The 11,873-nt window shown below is 63.1% G+C and carries 12 protein-coding genes and 1 tRNA gene; 8 read left to right on the top strand and 5 right to left on the bottom strand.

Annotated features, from left to right (window positions below; all coding sequences use genetic code 11):
* Nucleotides 1-5: 5 nt before the first annotated feature.
* Both gnd and FKL89_RS05100 read left to right on the top strand, forming a co-directional pair.
* The gene (gene gnd, locus FKL89_RS05095; RefSeq protein WP_156861744.1) at nucleotides 6-920 is read left to right on the top strand and encodes a phosphogluconate dehydrogenase (NAD(+)-dependent, decarboxylating); all 915 of its coding nucleotides are present in this window, start codon (nucleotides 6-8) and stop codon (nucleotides 918-920) included.
* A 17-nt stretch (nucleotides 921-937) separates the two neighbouring features.
* Entirely contained in the window at nucleotides 938-1,429 is a 492-nt protein-coding gene (locus FKL89_RS05100; RefSeq protein WP_238363492.1) for a gluconokinase, read from the top strand.
* 72 nt (nucleotides 1,430-1,501) lie between these two features.
* Here the strand turns inward: FKL89_RS05100 and FKL89_RS05105 are convergent, their stop codons facing one another.
* Entirely contained in the window at nucleotides 1,502-2,548 is a 1,047-nt protein-coding gene (locus FKL89_RS05105) for a YhbY family RNA-binding protein (RefSeq protein WP_156861745.1), read from the bottom strand.
* Nucleotides 2,549-2,687: 139 nt separating this feature from the next.
* On the opposite strand from FKL89_RS05105, the gene FKL89_RS05110 reads away from it, so the two are divergent.
* The 5 genes from FKL89_RS05110 (at nucleotide 2,688) to yfiB (ending at nucleotide 8,235) form a co-directional block, all read left to right on the top strand.
* Nucleotides 2,688-3,320, top strand: coding sequence for an RlmE family RNA methyltransferase (locus FKL89_RS05110; protein WP_156861746.1), 633 nt, complete (start codon nucleotides 2,688-2,690; stop codon nucleotides 3,318-3,320).
* A 425-nt stretch (nucleotides 3,321-3,745) separates the two neighbouring features.
* Nucleotides 3,746-5,695 carry an ATP-dependent zinc metalloprotease FtsH gene (gene ftsH, locus FKL89_RS05115; protein ID WP_156861747.1) on the top strand — a complete coding sequence of 650 codons (1,950 nt, stop codon included), beginning with the start codon at nucleotides 3,746-3,748 and terminating at the stop codon, nucleotides 5,693-5,695.
* 46 nt (nucleotides 5,696-5,741) lie between these two features.
* On the top strand, nucleotides 5,742-6,347 hold the full coding sequence (locus FKL89_RS05120; RefSeq protein WP_238363493.1) for a YfiR family protein: 606 nt from the start codon (nucleotides 5,742-5,744) through the stop codon (nucleotides 6,345-6,347).
* Complete coding sequence (locus FKL89_RS05125) at nucleotides 6,344-7,726, top strand: diguanylate cyclase domain-containing protein (protein ID WP_156861749.1); 1,383 nt, start codon at nucleotides 6,344-6,346, stop codon at nucleotides 7,724-7,726. Before FKL89_RS05120 ends, FKL89_RS05125 begins: the two co-directional genes overlap by 4 nt.
* Entirely contained in the window at nucleotides 7,723-8,235 is a 513-nt protein-coding gene (yfiB, locus tag FKL89_RS05130) for an outer membrane lipoprotein YfiB (RefSeq protein WP_156861750.1), read from the top strand. The genes FKL89_RS05125 and yfiB overlap by 4 nt, the downstream gene beginning before the upstream one ends.
* A 25-nt stretch (nucleotides 8,236-8,260) precedes the next feature.
* Here yfiB and FKL89_RS05135 read toward each other — a convergent pair whose 3' ends face one another.
* From FKL89_RS05135 to hpnC, 4 genes are read right to left on the bottom strand one after another with little or no spacing between them, the layout of a single operon-like run.
* On the bottom strand, nucleotides 8,261-8,710 hold the full coding sequence (locus FKL89_RS05135) for a gamma-glutamylcyclotransferase family protein (protein ID WP_156861751.1): 450 nt from the start codon (nucleotides 8,708-8,710) through the stop codon (nucleotides 8,261-8,263).
* Nucleotides 8,703-10,007 (bottom strand): hydroxysqualene dehydroxylase HpnE, encoded by a 1,305-nt coding sequence (gene hpnE, locus FKL89_RS05140; RefSeq protein ID WP_156861752.1) that lies wholly within the window; start codon nucleotides 10,005-10,007, stop codon nucleotides 8,703-8,705. Before hpnE ends, FKL89_RS05135 begins: the two co-directional genes overlap by 8 nt.
* The gene (gene hpnD, locus FKL89_RS05145; protein ID WP_156861753.1) at nucleotides 10,004-10,846 is read right to left on the bottom strand and encodes a presqualene diphosphate synthase HpnD; all 843 of its coding nucleotides are present in this window, start codon (nucleotides 10,844-10,846) and stop codon (nucleotides 10,004-10,006) included. Before hpnD ends, hpnE begins: the two co-directional genes overlap by 4 nt.
* Nucleotides 10,843-11,694: a squalene synthase HpnC gene (gene hpnC, locus FKL89_RS05150; RefSeq protein ID WP_156861754.1), complete on the bottom strand. Its 852-nt coding sequence runs from the start codon at nucleotides 11,692-11,694 to the stop codon at nucleotides 10,843-10,845. The genes hpnD and hpnC overlap by 4 nt, the downstream gene beginning before the upstream one ends.
* A gap of 55 nt (nucleotides 11,695-11,749) precedes the next feature.
* On the opposite strand from hpnC, the gene FKL89_RS05155 reads away from it, so the two are divergent.
* Nucleotides 11,750-11,834: transfer RNA gene (locus FKL89_RS05155), tRNA-Leu, on the top strand.
* Nucleotides 11,835-11,873 lie beyond the last annotated feature (39 nt).

Raw genomic sequence — 11,873 nt, forward strand, 5'->3', positions numbered from 1 at the left:
AGTAGATGCAAGTAGTCCTGATCGGTCTGGGCAGGATGGGCGCCAACATGGCCCGTCGCTGGGCGCGTGGCGGCGTCAACGTCGTCGCGTTTGACCAGAGCGAGGAGGCGCGTGCTGCCGCAACGGAGGCTCGGGTTCGTCCCGCCGGCAGCATTGCCGAAGCCCTTGCTGCCGGTGCTGCTGCCACGCCGCGAATTGTCTGGCTCATGCTGCCCGCCGGCGAGGTGACCGAGGCGACCATTGCGGCACTGCTGCCGCAACTGGCGAAGGGGGATTTGCTGGTTGACGGCGGCAACGCCAACTACAAGGACACGTTACGCCGTGCAGGCAAAGCGAACGCACTCGGCATTGACTATGCCGATGTCGGCGTGTCAGGTGGCGTGTGGGGCCTTGCCAACGGCTATTGCGTGATGGCCGGTGCGAGCGCAGCGGATTACCAGCGACTGAAGCCGTTGCTGGAGGTACTGGCGCCATCGCCGACGCAGGGAATTGTCCACGCGGGCGCGGTCGGCGCCGGACATTACGCCAAGATGGTGCACAACGGTATCGAGTACGGCATGATGCAGGCGCTCGCGGAGGGCTTCGCCCTGATGGAGGCAAAGAAAGATTTCGCGATGCCGGTCGCCGAGATTGCCGAGGCCTGGCGTGACGGTTCGGTCGTGCGTTCGTGGTTGCTCGACCTCACCGCCGCCGCGCTGCGCAAACCTGACGAAATCGCAGCGATTGCGCCTTACGTGTCCGACTCGGGCGAGGGGCGCTGGGCAGTCGAGGCGATGGTTGAGCTGGGCGTTCCGGCGCCGGTCACCGCACTCGCCCTGACCACCCGCTTTGCCACCCAGGGCAGGGGCGACTATGCCGCCAAGCTGCTGGCGCAGATGCGGGCCGGATTTGGTGGACATGCGGTGAAGAAGGCGGACTGAGCGAGGTGTCAGCGCAGGTGATAACGCCGATCATCGTGATGGGCGTCTCCGGTTGTGGCAAGACCACGCTGGCGCGTGCATTGGCCAATGCGCTTGGTGCAACTGCGCTCGATGCCGACGACTTTCATCCGGCTGGCAACGTCGAGAAAATGCGCGCCGGCACGCCGCTGACCGACGAAGACCGGGGGCCATGGCTCGCGTCACTCAATGCAGAGCTGCGCAGCCGGGCTGCACTCGGCGAGCGCGTGGTGCTGGCCTGCTCGGCACTCAAGCAGCGATATCGCGACACGCTGGCCGCAGACATCGCTGTGATGCACTGGGTTTTTCTGGACGGCAACGCCGACGAAATCGCTGCCCGCATGCGCGCGCGCGAAGGCCACTACATGCCGGAGTCGCTGCTGCGGAGTCAGTTCGATGCGCTGGAGCGGCCGACCGATGCGATCTGCATTTCAGTGTCGCTGACGCCCGTTGAGCAACTGCAATTGGCGCTTGCCTCGTTGCCCAAATAGCTGCGCGACAAGAGATCGCGATTGCTGTCCGGGCGGCGTTGACACTGGTCGGGCCGCGCGAGTGACCGACGATCAGCCGAGCCTGCGGCGTGCGCGCGGCTTGGCTGCCGGGCTGCCACTGGCTGGACCGCGCCCGCCGGCGGCGCCTGCACCGCGCGGCGCGAAGCCTCGCGGTTTGCCGGAAAAGCCGTCGCGGTTGCCCCAACTGTCACCACCTTGCCGCGAGGAAGGCGGGCGCCGCCCGCCGCCGGTATCGCCAGCGAAACCGCCGCCATCACCCCCCGTTCGTGATCGACCACCGCTGGTGCCACGATCGTCGAAGTCGCGGCGTTCACCCCAGCGACTGCCGGTAGTGGCACCGGTGCCGCTGCGGCCATACCCCGAGCCGCCGGCGCCACTGGCGCCACCCGTGCGACCACGCGGCGGTGCTGCAAATTCACCGCGCGGTGCGCCGCGACCGCTGCCAGCAGGCGCTCGTCCTCTCGGTGCATCGAAACCCTCACCAGCGTCACGGCGGCGACTGTAGCCGGCATTGCTGCCGCCATCCGCGCCATCGTCGCCGCCGAAGCGGGCCGCGCTGCGCCGGTTTTTCGGCGCCCAGCCTTCGCGACGCGGCGGTGGCGGGACCGGGTCGCCGAAGCGACGGCGCTCTCCAGTTGCATTGCCTTCGCGGCCACTGCGGCCTTCGTCGGTGTCACGCGGGCCAGCGCTGCGGGGCGCGCGCGATGGCGGGGCCGAGGCCGCCGCCTGGCGTGGCAGCTTGCTGCGTGGACCGCGACCAGACGAAGCCTTGACTGCAACAGCGTCCTGACCGGCGGCGACATCGTCATTACCGCTGTCACCCGCGTTGCGCCACAACACCAGCAGTTTGCCCAGATGCTGCACGCTTTCGCAGCCCATTTTCTGGCAAATCTCGGCAAGGAAGGCCTCGCGCGTCTCGCGCTCGTCTGACTGTACGCGCACCTTGATCAGCGCATGCGCGGTGAGTGCGAGGTCGATCTCATGCAGCACGGCGGGGGTGAGGCCGTGCTGGCCAATCATCACCACCGGGTCGAGATGGTGCGCAGCCGCGCGCAGGGCGCGGCGGGCGCTGGAGGACAGACTGGAGGTGGGGGCCATGTGAGCTTTCGTATTTCTTGTTCGGCGGAATTGGCTGCAATTATCTCGCGGCAAACCCCACCTGCGCATGGGGCAGTTGCTCGAAGACCGATAATTCGGGGCTTGGCACCCGCTTTGGCCCTATCGCTCCCGGTCCCTCATGCTCAATCCTGCAGGCAAACGTCACAAGTCAAACAAGGACTGGCTGGTCGAGCACGTCAACGACCCGTACGTGCAGCGCGCGAAGCAGGAAGGTTATCGTTCGCGTGCCGCGTACAAGCTGATTGAGCTGGACCAGAAAGATCGCCTGCTGCGTACTGGTGGCGTGATTGTCGACCTCGGCTCGGCGCCTGGCAGCTGGTGTCAGGTAGCGGCGAGGAAGGTAGGCGCCAGCGGCAAAATTGTGGCCATCGACTTGCTGGAAATGCAGGGCATGAACCACGTCGAGTTCATTCAGGGCGACTTCAGCGATGAGCAGATATTGCGGCAGGTGGAGGCAGCGCTGGGCGGAGCCAAAGTGGATCTGGTCATGAGCGACATGCTGCCGAACATGACTGGCGTGACTGCAATTGATTCGCCGCGTGCAATCTACCTGTGCGAATTGGCGGCCGAGTTCGCCCTGGCCCATCTGAAGCCCGACGGCAAGTTCTTGACCAAGGCGTATCAGGGGCCGGGCTATCAGGAATTTTTCCAGCAGCTCAAACAGCAATTCAAGACGGTGGTCAGCCGAAAACCCGACGCATCCCGTGATCGCAGTGCAGAGATATACCTTTTGGCCAGTGGCTTGCGGTAGTGGTGAGCGCACGCATACGCTGCAGCATCTTTTCGCTGAAACGACCTATGCATAGGGCCTGTATCCAGATTCCATGCAAAGTCGATAATCTGCCTATTGACGTGCTGAGCCCTCGTTGAATGGCGCTTTACGAAGAAAGATGTTGAGCCGTAGCGGGTGGGCATCGGTCTGCGCCAGACGGGTCGAAGCGTACCCGTCCCTGCGTTTTTCACGCCCGGAAGCCGTGATCGGTTGTTGGTTGCCGTGCGCCGATGGTGGATCGCGCTGAATCAGGCACTTTGTCGGCATTTGACGACACAAGTCAAAGGTTTGCCCGATCGTTTCGGCGCCACTCTTGAAAAACCGGCCCCGCCCTTAAAATCGTAGGTAAGTGTGGCTGCCGCTCTCCCCGCCTGTTGCGGGCTTGGCCGTCACCGGAGTGTCGCGTGAACAACATGCTCAAAAACATTGGTATCTGGGTCGTCATCGGTCTCGTCGTGCTGACTGTCGTACAGCAATTTGACAAATCGAGCCGCAAGAGCGACGCCGTGGCGTATTCGCAGTTCATCGAGGAGCTGCGCGGCGGCAAGATTTCCGAGGCGAGCATTGAGGGCCGCAACGTCGAATACCGCACTTCCGACGGCAAAAAAGTCACCTACATCCCCGGTGGCTACGACAAGGACCTGATCAACGACCTGCTCAAGAACAACGTCAAGTTCTCCGGCAAGCCGGAGGAGCAGCAATCGATCCTGACCTCCATCCTGTTCTCGTTCGGTCCGATCCTGCTTTTGATCGGCGCCTGGATTTTCATGATGCGCCAGATGCAGGGCGGCGGCAAAGGCGGTGCCTTCAGCTTTGGCAAGAGCCGTGCGCGCATGCTTGATGAGACCAACAATTCGATCACCTTCGCCGACGTCGCCGGTTGCGACGAGGCCAAGGAAGAGGTGACCGAGATCGTCGACTTCCTGAAAGACCCGAGCAAGTTCCAGAAGCTCGGCGGACGCATTCCGCGCGGTGTGCTGATGGTCGGTTCGCCGGGTACCGGCAAAACGCTGCTCGCCAAGGCGATTGCGGGCGAAGCCAAGGTACCCTTCTTCTCGATCTCGGGCTCCGACTTCGTTGAAATGTTTGTCGGCGTTGGCGCGGCCCGCGTCCGCGACATGTTTGAGCAGGCCAAGAAGAACGCGCCCTGCATCATCTTCATCGACGAAATCGACGCGGTCGGCCGTCAGCGCGGCGCCGGTCTCGGCGGCGGCAACGACGAACGCGAGCAGACGCTGAATCAGATGCTCGTCGAAATGGATGGTTTCGAGGGCTCGCAGGGCGTGATCGTGATCGCCGCGACCAACCGTCCGGACGTGCTCGACCCGGCGCTGATGCGTCCGGGCCGCTTCGACCGCCAGGTTGTGGTGCCGCTGCCCGACATCCGTGGCCGCGAGCAGATCCTGCAAGTCCATATGCGCAAGGTGCCGATCGCCGCCGACGTCAAGGCACACGTGATCGCACGTGGCTGCCCGGGCTTCTCGGGTGCCGACATTGCCAACCTCGTGAACGAGGCGGCACTGTTCGCGGCGCGCGCCAACAAGCGTCTCGTCGACATGGAAGACTTCGAGCGCGCCAAGGACAAGATCTACATGGGCGCCGAGCGCAAGTCGATGGTGCTGACCGAGGACGAGAAGCGCGCCACGGCGTACCACGAATCGGGCCATGCGATCGTCGCGGCCAGCCTGCCCAAGGCCGACCCGGTGCACAAGGTCACCATCATCCCGCGTGGCCGCGCACTCGGCGTCACTTGGCAGTTGCCGGAGCGTGACCGCATCTCGCTGTACAAGGACCAGATGCTGACCGAGATCTCGGTGCTGTTCGGCGGCCGCATCGCCGAGGATCTGTTCGTGAAGAACATCTCCACCGGCGCCTCGAACGACTTCGAACGCGCGACCAAGATCGCGCGTGACATGGTGACCCGCTACGGCATGAGCGACCTGCTCGGCCCGATGGTCTATGCCGAAAACGAAGGCGAGGTTTTTCTCGGCCGCAGCGTCACCCAGACGCGCAACGTTTCGGAAGAGACGCTGCAGAAGGTCGATCTCGAGATCCGTCGCATCATTGATGAGCAGTACGCAGTGTCGACGAAGATCCTCAAAGACAATGCCGACAAGGTTGAGGCCATGACGGCGGCGCTGATGGAATATGAAACCATCGACGCCGACCAGATTGCCGACATCATGGCCGGCCGTCCGGTGCGTGCAATAAAGACATACAACACGCCTGGAAGTGGTGGAGGTGACTCATCGGCAGGCACTGCAGTGTCCACCGATGGCGCAGACAGCGGGGGTAAGGCGGATGCAACATCGCCTGCGGCGGCTTCTTCCAAGGCTGCTTCCGATACGCCCTGACCCGACCGACGGGTCAGGCCTACGCTGGGCGGCCTTAGGGTCGCCTTTGTCGTTTTGGTCGGCGATGCTGCGCGACGGCGGCGGTATGACGCGCATGGTGACTGTGCCTTTCGCCAAAGCCAGCCTGACTGCGGCGGCGGCGTTCTGCGCACTGGCCAGCGGTACCGTACACGCTGCCGATGGCAGTGGTGATGTCTCCGACCTGATCCTTAACCTGTCGCGCTACACATCCTGGCCAGCCTCTCCGACGCGCAAGCAGTTGACGGTTTGTTATGCGCACGGCGGTGCGATGACGACCAACGCGCTCGTGACCGATCAGAACGTGTCCATTCGCGGGCTCCCGGTGCAGTGGCGTCAAATCGCCACGCCGGCACAAATCCCCGGTTGCATGGTGCTCTGGCTCAATGCCGACGTACGTCCGGCGCCGCGCGACTGGCTGGCGGTTGCGGCTGATCAGCCAATATTGACGCTCAGCAACTTTGCCGACTTCACCGCTGACGGTGGCGTAGTCGGCGCTTATCGGGTCGGTACCGATTGGCGTTTTGAGATCAATCTTGAAGCCTTGCAACGCACTAATCTGAACATCGCGGCTGCTGCGTTGCGCCTCAGTCAGAAGCCCAAAGCAGCGCCCGGCACCGGAGAATCGCGATGACTTTGCGGGAATTCTTCAGCCGCTACTCGCTGGCCCGTCGCGCGACGCTGATCACGGTACTGACCTTGCTGGCGATGCTGGCGCTGGCCGGTCTGACGCTGGCAACCCTGTTCCTGCGTGCCCAGATCGAGCACAGTCGTCTGTCCGCCCTGACTCAGGCCAATGTTGCCTCCAGCACCATCACCGCTGCCGTGCGCTTCGGTGGCTACGACGTGATCGCCGATTCGCTGCGCGTCTTCGATACTGGTCCCGGACACGATTCGGTTGCCGTGTTTGACCGCAACGGCAAACTGGTCGCTCAAGTGGTCGCCCCCGGCGAATCAAGCTTTCCGTCAACGCTCGTTGAAGTATCGCGGCTTGTCACCAGCGTGATTGATGCTTCGCCGGTGCAATATCCCTTGCGCGACGATGCCGCCGGCGGCGCCGGACCGCTGCTGGCGACGCTGGTGGTGAATCCGAATCAGAATGCCCTGCAGGCTGCCGTCAGTCGAGCGCTGATGACACTTGGCATTGTGCTTGGAATCACTGCGCCTGCTGGCGTAATCGTTGCCCAGAGTCTGAGCCGCGCGATGTTGCGGCCAGTTGCCGAGCTGACGGCGTGGGCAGAGGAGGTCAGCAAATTGCGCAACCTGGCTACTGTGGCCCCGATGCCGCAGAGTGGGGCGCACGAGGTGAACCGGCTGACTGGCAGTTTCGAGCGCCTGGTTTCGCAGGTGGCCGAACAAAATCGCGAACTCAAGCGCAAGCAGTACGAGCTGAAGGCCTCCAACGCGCATCTGGAAACGATGGCGTTCTCGGACTCGCTGACCGGACTGCCGAACCGGCCGCTGTTCGAGTCGCGATTGCATGAGGCGATCGATCAGGCCAATGCAACGGGGCGGCCGCTGGCGGTGCTGTTTATCGACCTTGATCATCTCAAGGCGATCAATGATCAATACGGTCACGCGGTTGGCGATGCCGCGTTGCGTGCGACGGCAGCCCGCATTCGCCGGGCACTGCGCGGCACCGACTTCCTCGCCCGGCTCGCGGGCGACGAATTCGTAGTCATTTCGCCCAATATCACGAGCGTAGACGATGCCGTCCGACTCGGCGAGCGCCTGACGGTGTGGCTGGGCATCGCACTGCCGGAAGATCGATGGTCAAATCCCGTCCGGGCCAGCATCGGTGTAGCCGTGTTTCCCGATCATGGCGAGGATGTGCAGACGCTGGTACATGCTGCGGACCTCGCGATGTACCGGGCCAAGGCCTTGCCCAGTGACGACTCGATACGGGTCGGCTGTGCGACTAACGTGCCGCGCAATCCAGCGGCGCTGCGACTGCCCTCCAATGTTGTCAGCCTGACCGCAAGCGGGCGCAAATCACAGACGGGAAAATCATGATCAGTTCCTACACTGCTGGAGCTCACAACGCTGTTCGGGTACTGGTGACGCTATTGCTGGTTGCTGTTCTGGCCGGTTGTGCGAGCACTGCTTCGCCAACTTCGGTGCCTCCGCCGAGAGAAGCCCGTCTGGCGGCGCTCGGCTTTGAGCGGACTGAGGATGGCTACGTGCTCAATCTGCCCGGGCCGCTGCTGTTCGATACCGGGAGCGATGTGCTCAACGACAGTGCCAGAACCAGGCTTGCGCAGTTGGCAAAGGATCTGCACGCACTGAGCATCACCCGGTTGCGACTGTTCGGTCACACCGACAATGTTGGCAGCGCTGACATGAATCGCGGGCTGTCCAGTCGCCGGGCGGAGGCTGTCGCCACAGCAATGGCGAATAACGGTTTTGCGCCGGAAAATCTTGAACGCCGCGGCTTCGGCTTTGATCGCCCGCTCGCCAGCAATGACACTCCCGAGGGGCGTGCCCGCAATCGCCGGGTTGCCGTGATCGTGCCATTCGAATGAGACAGCACGCCGTCGCGGGTGGTGCCTAAGCGGGCGGTGCGTTGTCAGTCGCGTAGCCGGCAAGGAAGCGTGATAGCCCCGTCTGTTCAAAGTGCGCGACATCCCAGTCGCGGTCAATCAGGGCCTCGACATTGAGGGCCAGATAGGCCTCCGCTGCGATCGCATCGCCATTGACAGTGGCCGCGATGAGAACGCGAGCATAGTTGCTGGTCTCAAAGTGATCGAGGCGCGCAAGATCGTCGCTGCCAACATCAAAGTAAATCACGCCGGTGAGCGGTGCCGCGAGTGGTGCGACGACCAGCGCCGGATGTTCGTGCCCATCCACGCAGACGCGCCGGAAGCCTTTGACGGTGGCGGGTTGCGAACGATATTGGCCACGCACGACCCGCGACCACACCGCAGGGTACATCAGCGAACCGTAGGCAAAGACGTGGCGCGTAGCACGCGGGGCTGCGACGAAATTTTCCTCAGGCATCGAAGTCTCCTTGTAATCTGGCCGCAGCCCGCTCTCCTGACAGAACGGCAGACTCCAGGGTGGCCGGCAGCTCGGGAACGCACCAGTCCCCGGCGAAGTAAATGCAGCCGATTTGCGCGGGTAGCGCCTGCAACAGGCGCCGCTGCACTGGGGTACAGGCGTAAGTGGCACGCTTCTCGGTAATCAGGCGCTGCCAGATCGGTGCCGGCAATTGGTAGCTGCGTTGCAGTTGCGCGAGCGTTGCCGCTGCGATGGCCGCTTCCGGCTCCTCTCGATGATGGGCGCTGATGACGACGCTGGCCCGCTGATGACCATTGGGCAGTTGATGCCAGAACAGCCATTGCCCCGGATCGCCATCGAGCATCAGCATGGGAACCGCCGGATCAACGCCCGGAAACACATACGCAAATTCGAAATGCAGGGTGCTGATCGGTTCGTAACGGAGCGATGCCAGGTTTGTCGCGAGCCCCGATGTGTCCCAAGGCAGCAGCCGAGCGACATGTTGCGGCCCGGTGGCGATGATTGCGGCGTCGAACCGTCGCTCGACGCCCGCGACCCGGACACTCGCCCCGGCCAGCCCGGCGCGGGAGACGCTCTCCACTGGCGCGCCGAGACACAGCTCACCGCCAAGCGTCGCTACTTCACGTAACGCCGGTGCTGGCAGCAGTTCAGTCAGATCAGCGCGCGGGACCACGAGGCTGCTGTTCTCCGTGCTGCCATTGAATGATCTTCGCAGTACTTCCACGAACACGGTGGCCGACGCGTTCTCGGCTGGCGTATTGAGCGCTGCCACACACAGCGGGGACCACAGCAGGTCGCGTGGGGCGGCGGGCTGTGCTGCTATCAGCTCTGCAACGGTCCATGACTCGTCCACTGGCGATTTGCCGCGAAGAACGAGTCCAGCCCAACGCAACGTCGCCGCGCGTTCGGAAATCGTCAGACCCCGCGCGCAGGCCAGGGCAACGAGCAAGTGCAGCGGCGCCGGCAGCGCCGGCGCACGCACCAGAATTTCGTGGCGAAGGCGTGGCGCGGTCTGCAGCAGTAGCGGCAGTCGCTGCAACGCCGACTCGTCATCGCGACCATGCAGGCTCGCGATGACGGCGAGCGTACGCTGGTAAGCGCCAAGCAACAGGTGTTGTCCGTTGTCGAATGTGCGACCGTTGTGTTCCACCCGTCTCGCGCGACCACCGGCTATTCGCGCCGCCTCAAAGACTGTCAGTGCATGGCCGCGCCGCGCAAGGGTCAGGGCTGCCACGCAGCCGGCCCAACCAGCCCCGACGACTGCTATGCGCATCATGCGAAACGGTAGGTCTTCCACGCGATCCAGAGCTTCCGCACGGGCGTCAGCGCGACACGATGTTCGAGCACCCGAAAGCCATCATGCCGAATTTCGTCGAGCAGGGCGCGATAGATTGCTGCCATCGCCAGGCCCGGCCGTTGCGCCCGGCGATCTTCTGCCGGGAGCAATGCATAGGCCCGCTCATAAGTTCCTGCTGCCCGTTCGAATTGGAAACGCATGAGCGCCTGAAAATCACCGCTCGGCTGGCCACGCAGCAGCGACGACGATGACACCCCAAACCGATCCAGATCTTCCTGCGGCAGGTAGATGCGATTGCGCCGCGCGTCCTCTCCGACATCGCGAATGATATTGGTGAGTTGTAGCGCTTCGCCCAGCGTGCGAGCGTATTCGAGTGTGGCCGGATTGTTGGTCCGGGCAATGCCGAAGATGCGGGCGCTCACCTCGCCCACCACGCCCGCCGCCTTGTAGCAATATGAAGCGAGCTCGTCGAAATTCAGATAACGGGATTTGTCGATATCCTGCTGCATGCCGTCTACCACGGTATGCAAGGCCGTCTGTGGCAGGTGCAGTGGAGCGATGTGCGGCGACAGCGCTTGCGTCACCGGATGTTGCGGCTGTCCGGCGTAAAGGTTGTCGATTTCGCGTCGCCAGTATGCGAGTTTGCTCAGTGCGACGTCCACATCGCTCACTTCATCGACTATGTTGTCGACCTCGCGGCAAAAAGCATAGAAGGCGGTGATGGCGCGTCGCCGGTCAGCAGGTAGCAGCCGGAAGGCGTAATAGAAGCTGGAGCCAGACTGTGCTGCTTTGTCCTGGCAATACTCGTCGGGAGTCATGAGTGGCTGGCCGGCTGTTGGCGTCGCGACCTGCGCCAGGCCGTCCACGCGATGATGATGAGGCGGGGCAAATCGTACCAGCGCAACACCGGGCGCCGTGTCACATCGTAGTCGTTGGCGGCGATCTTTTCCAGGATTCGCAGTCCTCCGGCAATGGTCATGGCTATTTCAATCCGGAATCGCCCGGAGAGAAAACGCAGCAGCGTCGTGCCCTCCGTCATCATTGCCAGAGTTCGTTCACACTGCCGCTGCACTAGCGCACGATGCGCCGGATACTGCGGGAAGCTCGCGTCTGTTTGCCCGAGCGCGCGAAAGTCTTCCTGCGGTACATAGACTCGTCCCCGCGATGCGTCAACGGCTGCATCCTGCCAGAAGTTGATGAGTTGCAGTGCGCTGCAAATCTGATCACTGGCGCGTAGCGCCTGCGGGTCGCCTACCTGTATCAGTGCCAGCATCAGCCGTCCGACCGGGTTGGCAGAGCGTCGACAGTAGTCCAGCAACTGCGGAAAGTCGTCGTACCGTTTTTTAACCACGTCCTGGGCAAAGGCAGAAAGCAGGTCGGTGAACGGCTCGGCCGTCATCTGCGGGTAAGCGATCCGTAACCCGTGCAGCGCACGTACGGTTGGCAGCGACAGTTCTGACGCCGGTGTTCCCGCGAACATGGCGCGTACTTCACGATCAAGGCTTGCCAGCGCCTCCAGACGTTCCTCAGCCGCGGCATTGCCCTCGTCAGCGACGTCATCGGCATGCCGGGCAAAGCGGTAGATGGCGACGACATGGGGTCGAATTGACCGGGGCAGCAACACCGACGCAACCGGAAAATTTTCGTAGTGCTGATCGACCGCCATGGCGACAGGAATACGGCCAGGGCCGCAGTTAGGGGTAGCTATAATAGAAGGTTAAGCGAATGTGGCGGAATTGGTAGACGCACTGGATTTAGGTTCCAGCGCCGCAAGGTGTGTGGGTTCGAGTCCCTCCATTCGCACCACCATGATGGCTTCGGCTGCCCGCCAGCGCGGGCGCAGTG

This window comes from Casimicrobium huifangae (assembly GCF_009746125.1).
Lineage (GTDB): Bacteria > Pseudomonadota > Gammaproteobacteria > Burkholderiales > Casimicrobiaceae > Casimicrobium > Casimicrobium huifangae.